This window comes from Rhabdonatronobacter sediminivivens (assembly GCF_013415485.1).
GTDB classification, from domain to species: Bacteria; Pseudomonadota; Alphaproteobacteria; order Rhodobacterales; family Rhodobacteraceae; genus Rhabdonatronobacter; species Rhabdonatronobacter sediminivivens.
Map to the genome: position 1 here is coordinate 1 of NZ_JACBXS010000054.1, position 16,135 is coordinate 16,135.

The following is a 16,135-nucleotide window of genomic DNA, read 5'->3' on the forward strand; positions in this document are numbered from 1 at the left end:
TCGCCCACATCCGTCGCCTCACCCGCCTCATCGCAAGAACCTGAAATCATTCAGACCATTATGAATCGGACTCTTAGCCCGAGAGGATTCAGATTCCACGTCAAGGGGAGGCTGCAACGATGATCAGCCCGGGAACAACCCGAGCTTCCAGTGATGCAGCCCGCCCTTGTCACGAAGCACTCCGCGACGATCGGCGTGGCATGCAGACGATCTGCACTTGCACGCATGTTTCGCGTGATCGAGCCGGAACCTATCCGTTGTCCAGGACCTTGCGCACCTTGGTGGCGAGTTGTTCGCGCCGGTAGGGTTTGCTGAGCAGTTCCACCCCCGGGTCAAGGCGGCCGTGATGGGCAATGGCGTTTTCGCTGTAGCCCGAGGTGAAGAGAACCTTCAGCGTGGGTCGCAAGGCGCGCGCCTCATCGGCGAGGTTGCGCCCGCTCATTCCACCGGGGAGCACGATGTCGGTGAACAGCAGGTCGAGCCCGGGCAGATCCTGCAGGAGTTCAAGTGCCTGCGGTCCGGTTTCCGCCGCTTCGACCTTGTAGCCCAGCCCGATGAGGCTTGCCACAAGGTGCTCCCGCACCATCGGATCATCTTCGACGACAAGAATGGACTCGCCGCCGCCGACGATCTGAGAACCCGCGCTATCGGATTCTGGTTGGGCATCCATTCCATCCGAACGGGGGAAATACAGCTTCACGCAGGTGCCTTCGCCCGGTTCGGAATAGACGCGGACATGACCGCGCGACTGCTTGACGAAGCCGTGGACCATGCTCAGGCCAAGCCCCGAGCCCTTGCCCACCTCCTTGGTGGTGAAGAAGGGCTCGAACACGTGGTCGAGAACCTCGGGCGCCATGCCCTCGCCCGTGTCGGTGACGCTGATCTTCACGTATTGTCCGGGAGCCAGACCCGGCTCGGTGGTGACATAATCGTCGTCAAGCGCCGCATTGGCCATCTCGATGGTCAGGTGGCCGCCGTCGGGCATCGCGTCGCGGGCGTTGAGCGCGAGGTTCAGAAGGGCCGCCTCCAGCTGGCTCGCGTCGATCTCGGCCTGCCACAAGCCGGCGGCGCGGACGATCCGGATGTCGATGCTCTCGGGCAGCGCGCGGCGAAGCAGGTCCTCCATACTCTGGACCTGGCCGCTCACATCGAGCACCCGCGGATCCAGCGCCTGCTTGCGCGAGAAGGCGAGCAGACGATTGGTGAGTTCAGCTCCGCGTTCGGCGGCTGTCGCCGTCATTTCGGCCAGGGCGCGCAGTTGCGCCTGATCGCCAAGTTCGCTTGCGAGAAGCTCGGCATTGCCGAGGATCACCGTCAGAAGGTTGTTGAAATCATGCGCCACACCGCCGGTCAGCTGACCCACAGCCTCCAGCTTCTGCGACTGGCGCAACCGATTCTCCATCTCCCGCTGGCTCGTGACATCGATCATGCTGCCCAGCATGCGGATCGCCGTGCCCTCGGCATCGCGGATGACGAAGGAACGGTCGAACACCGTCAGGTAATGTCCTTCGGCATGGCGAAAGCGGTATTCGCCTGACCAGAAGTCGTCCGACCCGGCGATCAGCGTATCGACGCTTGCCACGGCCGCATCCCGATCGTCGGGGTGCAGGCGGTTCTTCCACGAGTCCAGCCCCGGCTCGATCTGCGCGGGGTCGTGGCCGAAGAGCTTTTGCAGGTTCTCGTTCCACCATTGCCTGTCGGCAACCACGTCAAAGTCCCAGATGACGTCGTTGGTGGCCTGCGTCACCAGCCGGAACCGCTCCTGGTTGAGGCGGCTCTCCTCCTCGGCACGCTTGCGTTCGGTGATGTCGCGCTCGACCGAGACAAAATGCGTATACCAGCCGGTCTCATCGGCAAGAGGCACGATGTCGAGTTCCAGCCAGAATTCTTCGCCCGACCTGGTGTAGTTGATCAGTTCGGCGCGCACCGGGCGCCACTTCTCCAGCGCCCGCCGGATGCGGTCAAGCTCGGCGCGGTCGGTCTTCGGCCCCTGCAGGATGCGGGGGGTCGCACCGATCGCTTCCTCGCGGCTGTAGCCGGTGCGCTTCACGAAGGCCTCGTTGACATAGACGATCTTCGGCCCGTCGGGATCGTCGATGGGCGTGGCCTCGGTGATCAGCAGGATATCGCCCTGGCGCGAGACGGCAGCCTCCAGCAGCCGCAGCCGTTCCTCGCGCGCCTGTTCCTGGGTCACGTCCCGGAAATAGACCGCAAGACCCTCGGGCGTCGGCTCGGCGTCGATCTCGAACATGGTTGCGAGCGGGGGGAAGAAGACGCGAAATCGAACGGGCTCTCCGCTTTCCAGCGCGCGCTCATACTCGCGCTGGACGATGGTGCCGATTGCCTCGGGAAACACTTCCCAGTTGTTCCTGCCCAGCAACTCCACGCGGCTACGCCCGACGATCCGTTCGGCCTGGGCGTTCACGAACAGGAAGCGCCAGTCGTGGTCAAGAAGGATGAACCCGTCACTGATGCTGTCCAGCGTCTGGTGCAGGCGCCGCGACAGGTCTTCCGCGTCGGTCCGTGCAGCGACGAGTTCCGAGATGTCCTGGAACGCCCCCTGCACCGCGACGATGGCGCCTGCCTCATCGCGCACAGCCTCGCCGATGGTGCGCACCCAGACGCGGTTGCCCTTTGCCGTGACGATCTGCAGCACCTCGTCATAGGCAATGCCCGCCTTCGCGCATGCATGGAACAAGCTGCTGATCTTCTTGCGATACTCGGGCGCATAGTAGTTGATGCCCTCTTCGACCGAGGGGGTGCTTCCTTCGGGCAGCTCATGAATGGCAGTCGTCTCGCGGCTCCAGACCATGCGCAGTGGATCGAGATCGACGCGCCAGCTGCCCATGCGGGCCAGACGCGCAGCGATGCGCCGTATCTGCAAGGCTTCCGAGATCTCCTCCCGGGCACGGACCTCGTCGGTGATGTCCTGAAACACCCCCGAAAGCCAGGCATGGTCGCCACGCTGCTCTTCAACAGCCACACCCCGGACATGGATCGTGTCGCCATCCGGGCGCATGATCCGGTAGGACATTTCGAGATGTGGCGCGCCGGATGCGTGAAACGCCTCACACGCCGCCAGCATCGCCGCGCGATCATCGGGATGGATGGTGCCCAGGTAGTCGTCAAGATCGTTGGCGGAATCCTCGGATGTCACGCCATGGATGTCGTCGGCGCTGTCTGACCAGACCATGCGCCCGGAGTCGATCTCCATCTTGCCGATGCCGACGCCAAGCTGATGCCGGGCCAGGCGCAGCGTCGTCTCCCGCTCATGCAGGCGACGTGCCAGCTTGTCATGCGCGCGTTGCAGGGCGAGCAGACGGGACGCATCCTGCACGATCGCGACAACCCCGGGTTCGCCCTCGCCGCCCGGACTGCGCATGCGGATCTCGACCTGCCACCATTCGCCAGAGTGTCGGCGCAACTGCCACAGCCCCACATCCGTGAAACGGTCGCCCAGTCCGTCGATTGCGGATCTGAATGCGCTTGCCTCCTCGGGCCGAAGAAGCTCTTCCAGTGTCATCGCCTGCAACGCGTCCGTGCTGTAGCCGAGGGCACTGGACATGGCGTGGTTGACGTCACGGATGCGCAACGCGTCGGCGTCGAAACGGAAGAACGGGAGCTCCAGCGCGCTGGCCGCTTCACGGATCGGCGCGTCGCTCTTCGCTGAAACCATCCAATCACCCGTAATGAGAGAGTATACGTAGCCCGACTATCGCGACTTGACGTGCGAAACGCAAACCCGTCGTGCCGAACCCTGCGGCGCGCATGAGGGGTATCGCCCATGCATCCGTGTGTGAGCTGGATGCAATCTATTCGTCCGGAGCCTTGCTCACCCTCAGTTTCGTCAGCCGCGTGTGATCGCGTTCAAGAATCCCGATCACGTAGCCGTGGACGGTGAAAGACTCCCCGACGTCAGGAATGCGACGGGCGAAATCGATGACGAGGCCAGCCATGGTGACCGCGTCTTCCTCCGGCAAGTCCCAGCCCATGGCCCGGCCCACCTCGCGGATGCTCATGTTGCCACGAACGACAACCGAGCCGTCGGCCTCGGCTGCCAGCGCCGCGTCGCCGGGGACGTCGTGTTCATCCGTGATATTTCCGACGATCTCTTCCAGGATATCTTCCAGAGTCCCTACCTCCGCGCCAGGCGCCGGTCTGGAGCCGTAACTGTGGCGCGCAGCAGTTTTTGTGGACTCATCCGACCGAGATGCCCGCCAGTGGCGCTCCTGCGCGCTCTGACGAGGGCATGTGTCCCCGCTCGGGTTGGGGCTGGAAAAGGCAGCAAGCCGGGACCGATGGCCGGTTACGGACCTGAGTCGCGAAACCATGCCGGTCGTGTTCGGGATGTGGTCGTGAAGGCGCTCCCGCTGCCCGTCGGAAAAGGCAGCGAAGCGGGGTCGATCGCCGGGCGTCGTCGATGCTATCAGCCAGAGCGCACAAGGCAGTAGATCGATCTACGTAGGCGGATGCGCCTCCACCCAGCGTTCGAGCGCCTCGATCATAACCTTCTTCAAGCTTGTCCCTCTTGCCAGCGCCGATCCGAGCGACGGATCACTCGGTGAGAAGGGCGGTTTCATCTCCCGCATGATAACCCCGGTCTTCGGCGAGCCGTAGCGGTCACGCAGTCCGCGCTGGTCGGTGATCTGGTTGATCCGGTCCTTCGCCTCGGGCGTCAGATATCCGTCACGCGCGAAGGTGAAGCCGACGCCTGTTGTCGGCGCGGACGTGCTGCTCCCGACGGTCAAGGTCGGCGTCGATGTCGGCGCTGGGGTAAGTGTTGGCACCGAAGACGATATCGGAGCTGGAGCGGGTGCTAGCGCCGGTCTCGGAAGCGGAAGCGTGACCCCCTCGGCGTCGAGGAACGCGAGGAACTCATCGCGCTGTTCGGCGGTGGCCTTGCGCCAGGCATTCTTCAGCTCGTGCAAGCGGGTCCGCTGTCCGCCAAGGCCAGCTGCCCTTCGGGCTTTCGCGATGGTCTTGTAGACCCCAGTCTGGAACTCATGCCAGATCTGCGGATGATCTCGCTGAAGTTGCCGAACATAGTAGGCATTGTCGCGCTTCGCCATGACCGTAGATCCATCTACGTAGATGCATCTACGCGCGAGCAAATCGCGATGGATGCCGGACAGTCAGTAAGCACTGGCGCACTTCGTTTGCAAGAGCCGTCCCGGCAGAACGATCGGAAGCGTCGGGCGTGCTGGTCCACGATGCTGGTTTGGACTGAGTGCGCGCGTAGGAGCAATGGCGGGTCATAAGGTGCGGCTGATCGACATCGAAGCGGACCGCCCCATCCATGTCGCCTTCGACAACCTGCACGGTGCCGCCAGCGCCGACGCGTTCGCGGGCAGGCGTTCCAGGCTCCTCAAGTATCGTTGTCGCTCATCTGATACCGAGATCGCAGGTCGACATCGACAGGCCGGGTATACGCTGAGGCCAACCCTTTCAGCGTCGCATTACTCTGAACAGCGGAGGCTGGCACGAGGAGATAAGACCATGGCTTGTCGCCGACTTTCTTGCCGTGAACCTCAGTGGCGACGTAGCACCATAGACTTGCTGCGTCGGCCTTTCGCAGAACGTCTGCGGCGTTCATCTGGTCGTCACGCTTTGTTTCGATGATCAGTTTTTCATCGGTTGTCTCGACCGTGAAGTCCGGTTGATAGGGCGACCCTTCGTTATCGAATATCTTGAACTGGTTCGGACCTGGTTTCATCCACAGGCGCACCGTCGACTCCTGTTCAAGAATCAGGGCCAATCGGCGCTCGGGGTCGGAATCGAACTTTGCGAGATTGTAGCACCCTTTGGTGAAGCCGCTGAATACGTAGCGTCTGATATCCTGTAGCCGTTCTGGCGGATTTCTCAGGTCACGGATCACCCCAGCGCCGCTTCCATCAAAAGTCTGTGGTCTAAGTTGATCGAACGCTGCAGTAACTGTTACGCGATAGGTGGTCTGCTCTCGCCACATGTTCTGCTTCATCTGAGTAAATACCGCTTCCGCCATTTGGCGGGCATGCCCTTGAATGACCGATCGCAGCTGCTCTGGATCGGGATATTTCGCACGAAAGTGCTCCACAACCTGACCTGCGAGGTCATAAAGGACCGCTGCATGCGCATCGTAATCGACCTCTGGCATGTCGATGAGCTTAGCAACGAGATAGTCTTCGAGCCTCGCAGGGATCTCACCCCCGGCGTCGCCTGAGATCATGGTTCGCGCCTCAGTGCGCAAGACCTGGATCAGGAGCTCGCGCGAGAGCGGCTGATAGTTCCAGGCCTTCAACTCAAGCTCGAAACGACGAAATCCGAATGACACTGCCTGCTTCGGCGTGATGGTGAGTGTCGGAATGGCGATGGTGCGTTCGACGAAATGTTTGCAGACCTCCGCGGTGACGGCTTGCGCTTGGTCCGCGGTAATGCTCGGGAACAGCCCATCCTGCTCATTCTGAACGACCAGCGCCGCCTGCGCGATTTCCTCTATGACCTTAGGGTCTTCCAGTGCTCTGATCGATGGCACCTGCTTGCGCACTTGGGGCAACACCACTGACAGCACCGTTCGGGCGATGTTCACTTCCTCGCGCTTGGTGAACGAAAAAGCTGCAGGTGCGGTCGCTTCTGGGTGAAGAGAGGTGACAGCAGGCGTCGCGAAAGCGCCGTCCTCGGAGCCTTGCGCGGCCGGTTCAGGGTTTACCTTCCCCTCAGCCAGTTGCACCATCTGCTCGATGACCGATGGCGCACTAACGACGAACGGCTTGCTGGCAGGCACGTCGCCTTCATCGCCGATCGTCACTGACTTCAGCTTGCGGGTGACTCCATTGTCTTCCCGCGCCTTCTCGATCAGTTCGTTGAAGCGCTCGTGGGCGATCACCGTCAGCGTGTCGACAACCTCCACACCAGTCCGCTTGCCATAGGGCAGGCGCAACCCGCGCCCCAGCGTCTGCTCGGTCAGGATGTCCGAAGCCGACGCGCGCAGCGGCACGATGGTGAACAGGTTCGAGACGTCCCAGCCTTCCTTCAGCTTGTTCACATGGATCACGATATCCGTGTCGCCGCCCTTCTCGATGTTCAGCAGCCGCTGGGCGTTCTCGTCGCTCTCCTCGCCCGTCAGCTTCGAATGGATCTCGGCCACCCGCCCCTTGTATCGACCCTCGAAGAAGGCGTCGGATTCGATGAATTCGCGCACCTGACGGGCGTGGGTGGTGTCCTGGGTAACCACCAGCATGAAGGGCCGCACCAGCCCGGCCTGGTGCTGGCGCGCATAGGTCTCCAGCGCGACCTTCACATGCTCGTGGTAGTGGATGCCGTCTTCCAGCTTGATCCGCTCAAGCAGCCCATCATCCACCGACTTCGCGTCGAAGTTCGCGCGGGTGCCGACAGCCGGCTCCTTCACGTAGCCGTCCTCCATCGCCTCGGGCAGGCCGTAGCGATAGACGACGTTGCGGAAGGCCTGCGACCTCGCTCCCACCGTCTTCGGCGTCGCTGTCACCTCCAGCCCGAGGATCGGCTGCAGCTCGGCAATCGCGCGCGCCCCGGCCGAGCCGCGATAGCGGTGGGCCTCGTCCATCAGCAGCACCAGGTCGTCGAGGCCCGAGAGATAGGCGAAGTAGCTCTCGCCGATATACTCCTGCAGCCGCTTGATCCGGGGCGCATTCCCGCCACGGACCTCGGAGTTGATCTTCGAGATGTTGAAGATGTTGATGATTGCACCCTCGCGGCCGAACAGGTCGGTGCCGCGCACGCCGCGCCCTTCCTCGTAGTTCTCGGCGTTGACGATCAGCGGGGCGTTGTGGGCGAAGGCCTCGATCCCGCGGAACACATACTTGGGGCTGGTGGGCTGGAAGTCGGCCAACAGCTTTTCGTAGATCGTCAGGTTCGGGGCCAGCACGAAGAAGTTCCGGCTCTTCCCGATCATGTAGAGGTAGCTGATGAAGGCGCCCATCAGCCGGGTCTTGCCGACGCCGGTGGCCAGCGCGAAGCAGACCGAGGGGAAGTCGCGCTCGAACTCCTCGAAACTGGCGTCGGGCAGGTCGCCATAGGCCGCGCGCACGGCGTCTCGGGCAGCGGCGACATCGGTGGACTTGGACGGGACGATCAGGTCGACGATGTCGTCGAGCCGGCGCAGTGCCTCGGCCTGCGGCTTGCGCAGCGACAGGCGCTGGATGATCTGGGCGACGGCGCGCTTGGGGTCGGTCTGGTGCATGGCTCAGGTCCTCTCGGCATCGTCGAACAGGTCTCCGGCGGCGCCGGGGCGGGCGGGGGCGGGTTCCTCGTCCTCCTCGCGCATCATCGGCAGGGCGCTGATCTTCAGCGAATAGTCGTCCTTGCCCCACTCGCAGCGACCCGCGACTTCCTTGGGGATCTTGCGCAGGGTCAGGTTGGGCAGGCGTTCGGCGGCCGACTCATAGGCCGCGCAGACCACCAGCAGGCTGCGCGCCTCGCCCACCTCGTCCGAGATGGCGCGGAGTTGTTCGAAGGTCAGGCTGTTCGTGGTGACATAGATGAACGAGGTCTCGGAACTGGCGCCATGCATCCAGAAATGCTCGGTCGAGGGGGCGAAGGTGTAGCCGAAGTGCTTGCACATCGCCTCGGCCAGCATGGCGGGGTTGTATTCCTTTCGGATGACCCAGTTGCCCCAGGCGTCCTTTTCCAGCAGCGAGGGGGCGAGGCGGGCGAAGCGGTAGCCGCCGCCGCCCTTCCAGCCCGTCGCCTCGGTCACGCCGCCCTTGTCGGTCCCATCGATCACCTTGCCCAGGCGCGGCACGATATGGGTTTTCGCATGCTCGCCCAGTTCCACCATGATCCAGCGGCGGCCCATCTTGTGGGCGACGGCGCCGGTGGTGCCGGAGCCAGCGAAAGAGTCGAGAACGAGGTCGCCGGGGTTGGTTGAAAGGCCCACAATTCTCTGAATCAGTCGCTCGGGCTTCGGCGTATCAAAGACATTGTTTGGCCCGAAGATCGAAATCATTTCCTTCTTGGACTCGTCTGTGTGGCCAACTTCTGCATGAGGCCACCAGTTATGAGGAGTCATTCCATCTCGCACCTCCGACAGAAAAAGCTTGAGTGCCGGAACTGAGTTTTCGCCTCGCAGACCCCACCACAATCTTTTTTCTTCTACATGCTTCTCATGAGTTTCGCGCTCATACTTCCATGCCTTCACCCTGTTTCTGACTAGTTCACCAGTGAACGGGTTTTCAATGGGATAAACCAGATTAGGACGCTGCTTGATTGAGGCTTGATTCAGGTAATCGACGGCCTTCCATGGGCCGCGAGGATCATTGTCTGGGTTGGAGTAGCGAGAGGCCGCATCATCAGATCTCGGAAGGAGATTATTCTTGAATTCTGCAGACTTTCTGTATACCAGCACATGGTCGATAATCGATGCTATGCCTCTATAGTTGTTACTGACGCTATACTTCTTCTGCCATGTTATGTGCCGAACAAAGTTGCTGCGTCCAAAAACCTCATCACAAAGCACCTTCAGGTAATGCGCCTCATTGTCGTCAATCGTGATCCAGATCGACCCGTCCTCGGACAACAGGTTCCGCAGAATCTCCAACCTGTCCCGCATCATCCCCAGCCAGAGCGAATGCTCAAGCCCATCGTCATAATGCTCGAAAGCCGATCCGGTATTGTAGGGCGGGTCGATGAAAACGCACTTCACTTTCCCCCGAACCGCCGGGTCCGTCTCCAGTGCCTTCAACGCCAGCAGGTTGTCGCCATGGATCAGCAGGTTGTCGAAGATATCCCCTTCGCGCCGTGCCGGGGCGTGATACGACAACTCGGGATCCTCGATCAGGATGCGCGGTTCCAGCCGGGGGCGGATGTCCTTGCCGATCCAAGTGAGTTCAAGCTTCGGCTTTCGCGACATCAGGGCAGGCTCCATCGGATCGTGAACAGATCGGTCGTCTCGGGCGTCAGCGCCAGCTGGTCGGCAATCGCGTCCAGCATCCGCTCGCGCTCCTCCTCGATCTCTTTCAACCGTTTGTATAGCTGGTGCTGAAGGTCGTCCACCTGCGCCAGCAGCGACTTGGCCTGTCTCTGCAGCTCGACCTTAGTGGCCAGGTTGACCGCGGCGCGGGCCTGCTTGCGTGCATCGTTCGCCTCGCGGTTCAGCGCCTTGATCTGCTGGTCGAACGACACCTTGGCATCGTCGCGCCAAGCATCCAGCCGCTCTTCCTCCTCGTTCAGGAAGCTGCCCAGCCGCTCCTGCGCCATCCCCACCAGCTCGGCCTGCCGCGCCTCCACAAGCGCCTGCAGAGCGCCCTCGGGCACTGGGTCGGGCAGTGGCCCGCCCTCGATCGTCGGCACCTGCAGCATGCGCGCCACGGTCTCGGTATGCACCGCTTCGCCCGCGTCGGTCATGGCGGCGCAGATGATCTCGTCCCAGGTGCGCGCGGGTGTCACCAGCCGCAGCCGGGCCACGCGCATCCACCCCGACTGGCCGCGCAATGCCGCCACATCGCCCAGGTTGCCCTGATAGGCGTCATAGTCGAAGCGCAGGGTGGCCGGCGGCAGGTCACGCGCCATCGCCCGGGCGATCAGCCGGTCGGCCAGCCCGTCATCGGCGACACGAAAGAAGCGCCAGCCACGCTCGTCGGCCTCGGGCCACTCGGTGGACCATGTGTGCCCGTCATGGTCGAAGCGCTGGACATGATCGGGGTGAAACCGCGCCTCGGGCAGCTCGGCCCGCGCGAGGCCGAGCAGGGCGCGCTTGAAGTCGCCCACGGCCGAGATCACCGCCTCCTTGCGCCCCAGCAGGCGTTCGATGACCCGGTCATCCATCTCGGCCAGCAGCTTGTTGCGCGCGTCCTTCTTGGCCTGGTCGATCTCGACGCTGAACTCCTCCTGCAGCTGGTCGAAGGCAGCGTTGATCTCGTCGGTCGTGCGGCAGGACTGCACGATGTCGAGGATCCGGCGCTCGATGTCGACGCCGGATTCGATGGCGCCCAGCACCTCGTCGGACGAGCCGAAGACCCCTTCGAACAGCTTGAACTTCTGTTCCAGCAGCTGGTGGATCCGCGCCTCGGCCTGGTTCTGGCGGTTGAGGAAGTTGATGACGGTGACGTCGATCTTCTGCCCGTAGCGGTGGCAGCGGCCGATGCGCTGTTCGACGCGCTGCGGGTTCCAGGGCAGGTCATAGTTGATCAGCAGCGAGCAGAACTGAAGGTTGATGCCCTCGGCCCCCGACTCGGTTGCGATGAGGATGCTGCGGTCGGTGCGGAAGGCTTCGACGATCGCCGCCTTCATATCTGCGGTCTTCGAGCCCGACACGGCCTCGGTGCCGCGGTGCCGGTCGACCCAGTCTTTGTAGACGGCCTTGCTGTCCTTGTCCGCGTTCGAGCCGTTGAGGATGACGGTCTGGCCGGCGAAGCCGTGGGTTTCGAGGAGGTCGCGCAAATAGGACTGGGTGCGGACCGACTCGGTGAAGATCACCGCCTTGCGCTGCCCACCCTTGCTGACGATCTCGTCCAGCACACCGGGCAGGCAGTCCAGCAGGGCCTTGCCCTTGGCATTATCCTCGATGCCCACCGCGAGGTCACGATAGCGCCGAAGTTCATCGATCTCGGCCTTGAGCTTCTCGGGGTCGACCCGTTCGACATCATCGTCACTGTGGTCTTCTACCGCGTCTGCCTCTTCGCTGGCGCCGGCCTCTCGCCAGTCATCCGCCTCCTCGGCGAACCCGTCGATGTCGTCCAGGGTATCGTCGTCAACGACCTGCCGTGCCTCCAGGCGACGCACCATCTTGTCCAGGGTCTGCGCCACGGCGAAGGACGATGATCCGAGGATCTTGCGCAGCATCAGCGTCACGAGGTGCCGCCCGTTCTTGCCGAGGGCGATGGTGTCGAGGCGCTGAAGGTAGCTCGACACGTGGTCGTATAGATCGGCCTCTAGCCGTGACGGGGTGAAGTCGAATGTCTTGGGCAGACGGTTGGTGTAGTTGATGAGGCCGGCCTTCTGGACCTGCCGGCGGAGCGTGCGCTTGCAGATCGGCTGAAGGCGCCGAGCGAGAAGCGCCTGGGAGGCGCGCTCTTCCCGGCCGCCGAACTCGGCTCGAAACGCCTGCTCCGAGCCGAAATAGGTGTCGTCGATGACGCTGATGAGCCCAAAGAGCTCCATCAGGTTGTTCTGAAGCGGAGTGGCAGTCAACAGCAGCTTCTGACGACCGGCGAATGTCTTTCGGAGAACGGCTGCGCGCGAGGCTTCTGACGCCTTATAGACATTGCGCAGCTTGTGCGCCTCGTCGAATACCACAAGATCCCAGTTGACCCAACGCAGGGTATCGGCAAGACGGGCAGCGAACTCATAGGAGAGAATGATGATCGTTTCACCGCGACCGAACGGACTCGAGCGACCAGAGCCGTCGATCTCCTTCAAGCGCTTCGCGTCCAGAATGAGCGAGGGCAAAGAAAACTTATCGTGAAGTTCGGCCGCCCATTGCTTTCGCAAACTTGCCGGCGTCACCAAGAGTAGATTTCGCTGACGCTCCCACCAACGTTGGCTCAGAACGAGAGCGGCTTCTATTGTCTTCCCAAGGCCAACCTCATCTGCCAAGAGGACACCTTTGGATAAGGGTGAGCGCAATGCGAACATTGCTGCGTCGACCTGATGGGGGTTGAGGTCGACACGAGCAGACGAAAGAGATTGGGTGAGGGTGTCAGCATCATGCATTCCTTCCCGAGCAAGGAAATGCGCGAAATACTTCGCCTGTTGAGAACTGAAGCCTATCGTCACCTGTTCGCGGCCTTGAAGCTAACCTTTTTCACGCGCAGACGATACGACAAGCGGTTGATAACTGTCCAGCGGCGAACACAAGGGCTAGATGCGTCGTCGGTTGATTGATACCCATAACGCATCTTAGATTGGGGGAATGATGCGTGTCGTTGAACCTTGACACGACCTACCAAGCCATACTGACCGCCGCCCGCGAGCGGCGCTTCATCACCTATGGCGACCTTGCCAAGGCAAATGGGCAGGTCTGGAAGAAGGTCTATCGCCAGATGCCGGGGCACCTGGGCGAACTCATGGTGCTTTGTCATGAGGAGGGTTGGCCGCTGTTGTCGGCGCTGGTGATGCCCCAGGGGGCCGTCGAGACCGGCAAGCTGGAGGGCAGCGCGCAAGACGGGTTCGTCAACGCTGCGCGCTCCATGGGTTACGAGATTGAAGACCCTGCCGACTTCATCACAGAGCAGCAGCAGCGCGCCTTTACGTGGGCGCCCGATGCGCCGGACAGCCTGGGGATCGACGCGGCACACGAGGAGCAGGACCCTGAGGGTGGACCACGTTTCGTGCGTTACTTCGCGCCTGTCCTGGACGCGCTGCGCGCCTTGGGCGGCGAGGCGAAACCAGCAGATGTGCGCGCCTGGCTGATCGAGAATGTGCCCTGGGTCGGGGAAGAGATCGATGCCGTCACGCGTAGCGGCCGCCGCAGCTTCGAGGGCAAGGTGGGCTGGGCGCGCTTCTATCTGGTCAAGGCTGGGCTTCTGGACGACGGCAGGCGCGGCTGGTGGAAGCTGTCACCGGATGGAGAGGCAAGTCATCCGACCCATGCAGAAGCACTGGAACTGTTTCGCCGTGTGCGTGAAGAAGGCGGCTTCAACTCCCCGCCCGTGAAGGTCGACGCTCCAGCGGATACGCGCGCAACCGATGATCTCTTCGATGATCCAGACCGCCAGTTCTGGTTCGCCGGGTCGATCTGGAACGGCACCGACGATCAGACCGACCGACTTCTGGCCGAAGGCATCTGGCAGACAAACAAGGAAGATGACGAACGGACGCGGCAACTTGTGCTGGAGATGCGCCCCGGGGACCGGATCGCGATCAAGGCCAGCTTCGTTCAGAAGTTCGATCTGCCGTTTGACAATCGCGGCAAGCCGGTCTCAGTGATGCGGATAAAGGCCGTGGGCACCGTCACCGAGAATATGGGAGACGGGCGCACGGTGAAAGTCGATTGGCGCCCGCTCGACCCGCCGCGCGACTGGCTGTTCTATACCTATCGCAGCACAGTGACCCGGGCGAACCTGCAACATCTGCGCGCAAAGAGGCTCGTTCGTTTCGCATTCTCAGGCGAGGAACAGGACTACGACTTCTTTCTCAAGCAGAGCTATTGGGCCAAGAAGTATTCTAGCGATACGGTCTATAGCGACGAAGAACTCGATGATGAAGAAGGGGCAAGCCTAGAGCTAGATGCTCCAGACGTTCCTGGCTACGAGCTGGCCGACATTATGGCTGACGGCTGCTTCCTGCCAGAGCCTGAGCTGGATCGACTGCTGAACCGTCTTCGGAGCAAGAAGAACCTGATCCTGCAGGGCGCGCCCGGGACCGGCAAGACCTGGCTTGCCAAGCGGCTCGGCCGCGCGCTGATCGGGCTGCGCCAACCAGACCGCGAATTGCTGCGGAGCGTCCAGTTTCACCCCTCGCTGTCCTATGAGGACTTCGTGCGCGGCTGGCGTCCCGCAGGAAACGGCCGCCTTCAGCTCAGTGATGGCATCTTCATGGATGTGGTCAACGCGGCTTTGGCACGCCCCGACACGCCCTTCGTGCTTGTCATCGAGGAGATCAATCGCGGCAATCCAGCGCAGATTTTCGGCGAGCTGCTGACCCTGCTCGAAGACAGCAAGCGCAGCCCGGACGAGGCAGTCGAACTGGCCTATCGGTCGCATGAAGGCGAGCGGGTGCATATCCCGGACAACCTCCATGTCATCGGCACCATGAACATTGCGGACCGGTCGTTGGCACTGGTCGATCTGGCACTGCGACGTCGGTTCGCCTTTGTCACGCTGGAACCGCAGCTTGGCGATCTATGGAGACGCTGGTGCATTGAGGAGGCAGGCTTGACAGCGGACGTGGTCGATTTGATCGTCGGCCGGATGACGGCGCTCAACATGCGCATTGCCCAGGACCGCAGCCTTGGCCCGCAGTTCAGGATCGGGCACAGCTATGTCACGCCACCACGCGGGGCGCGCATTGTCGATGGAGAGAGCTGGTTCGCCGACGTGGTGGAAACCGAGATACGCCCATTGCTGGACGAATACTGGTTCGATGCGCCAGAAAAGGTCTCCGAAGCTGTGGCTGCGCTGGGGCTGCACTGATGTCCGGAGCCGGTCAGGTCGGCCGCATACCCCTTCGCAACATCTGGTTCCTGTTCCTCTACGCTGCCGACCTCGCGAGGTTCATCGGCCGTTTTGACGCCGAAGTCGAAGAGTCGCCGGAACTGCCGGACCTGATAGCGCGCCTTCTCTGCCATGCCGTTGAACTGCGACTACGCCGAAATCTCAGTCGCGGATATCGACCACGGAGCGATGTGCTCTCTCGCGTGCGCGGACGTATTGAACTGATGCGCACTGAACGCAATCTGCTGCTGGACCGCGGCCGCATCGCCTGCCGATACGATGAGCACACCCTCGACACGCCCCGCAACCGCTTGGTGCGGGCGGCGCTGGAAGCGCTTACGAGCAGAGTTTCCACATCCGACCGTGCCCATTCGTGCCGCACCCTGGCCGCCACCCTCGGCCGTCTCGGTGTTCAGGGAGGTCGTCCCAGTCGCTCGGAACTCGCGACGGATCCGATCGGTCGGCACGATGCCGAGGATCGGCTGATGGTCACCCTCGCGGAATTCGTCTTCGATCTCGTCCTGCCCACTGAAGACACAGGTGATCAACGCATCTCCGCCGCCGACAAGGAAGAACGCCTCGTCCGAGAGCTGTTCGAGAAGGCCGTGCGGAACCTACTCGCTGCGGAACTCGGACCCGAGGGCTGGTCGGTTCGCCCAGGCGGGCGCCTCAACTGGCCGATCGAGGCCGCCACGCCGGGCATCGCCGCAATCCTGCCAGCGATGTTCACCGATATCGTGCTGGAGCATCGCGGCCAGTGCCGCCGGATCATAGTCGATACCAAGTTCACGGGCATCTTCACTCGTTCGCGCTGGCGCGAGACGCTGCTGAAAAGTCCCTACCTCTACCAGATCTACAGCTACCTGCGCAGCCAGGCGCGCACCGGCGATTCGCTTTCCATGACCGCCGAGGGCATCCTGCTCCATCCTGCTATCGACGCCGACGTGGATGAAACCGCAGTTATCCAGGGTCACAATCTGCGTTTCATGACGGTCGATCTGACCCAGCCGAACGCTGTCATTGCTGCGCGT

The 16,135-nt window shown here is 62.3% G+C and carries 8 protein-coding genes; 2 read left to right on the forward strand and 6 right to left on the reverse strand.

The features are described from left to right. Positions 1 to 250: 250 nt before the first annotated feature. The 6 genes from HUK65_RS16490 to HUK65_RS16515 form a co-directional block, all read right to left on the reverse strand. Complete coding sequence (locus HUK65_RS16490; protein ID WP_179907374.1) at positions 251 to 3,676, reverse strand: hybrid sensor histidine kinase/response regulator; 3,426 nt, start codon at positions 3,674 to 3,676, stop codon at positions 251 to 253. 136 nt (positions 3,677 to 3,812) lie between these two features. Next, on the reverse strand, positions 3,813 to 4,331 hold the full coding sequence (locus tag HUK65_RS16495; RefSeq protein WP_179907375.1) for a transporter associated domain-containing protein: 519 nt from the start codon (positions 4,329 to 4,331) through the stop codon (positions 3,813 to 3,815). A 126-nt stretch (positions 4,332 to 4,457) separates the two neighbouring features. Further along, positions 4,458 to 5,069 (reverse strand): hypothetical protein, encoded by a 612-nt coding sequence (locus HUK65_RS16500; RefSeq protein ID WP_179907376.1) that lies wholly within the window; start codon positions 5,067 to 5,069, stop codon positions 4,458 to 4,460. 296 nt (positions 5,070 to 5,365) lie between these two features. Next, complete coding sequence (locus HUK65_RS16505) at positions 5,366 to 8,194, reverse strand: DEAD/DEAH box helicase family protein (protein WP_179907377.1); 2,829 nt, start codon at positions 8,192 to 8,194, stop codon at positions 5,366 to 5,368. Between the two features lie 3 nt (positions 8,195 to 8,197). Next, entirely contained in the window at positions 8,198 to 9,862 is a 1,665-nt protein-coding gene (locus tag HUK65_RS16510; protein ID WP_179907378.1) for a site-specific DNA-methyltransferase, read from the reverse strand. Then, positions 9,862 to 12,663, reverse strand: coding sequence for an SNF2-related protein (locus HUK65_RS16515; RefSeq protein ID WP_179907379.1), 2,802 nt, complete (start codon positions 12,661 to 12,663; stop codon positions 9,862 to 9,864). The genes HUK65_RS16510 and HUK65_RS16515 overlap by 1 nt, the downstream gene beginning before the upstream one ends. Before the next feature lie 212 nt (positions 12,664 to 12,875). On the opposite strand from HUK65_RS16515, the gene HUK65_RS16520 reads away from it, so the two are divergent. Further along, positions 12,876 to 15,083 carry an AAA family ATPase gene (locus tag HUK65_RS16520; RefSeq protein ID WP_179907380.1) on the forward strand — a complete coding sequence of 736 codons (2,208 nt, stop codon included), beginning with the start codon at positions 12,876 to 12,878 and terminating at the stop codon, positions 15,081 to 15,083. Next, positions 15,083 to 16,135: 5-methylcytosine-specific restriction endonuclease system specificity protein McrC (mcrC, locus tag HUK65_RS16525; protein WP_179907381.1), on the forward strand; the 1,053-nt coding region annotated here is incomplete at its 3' end. The genes HUK65_RS16520 and mcrC, both read left to right, overlap by 1 nt.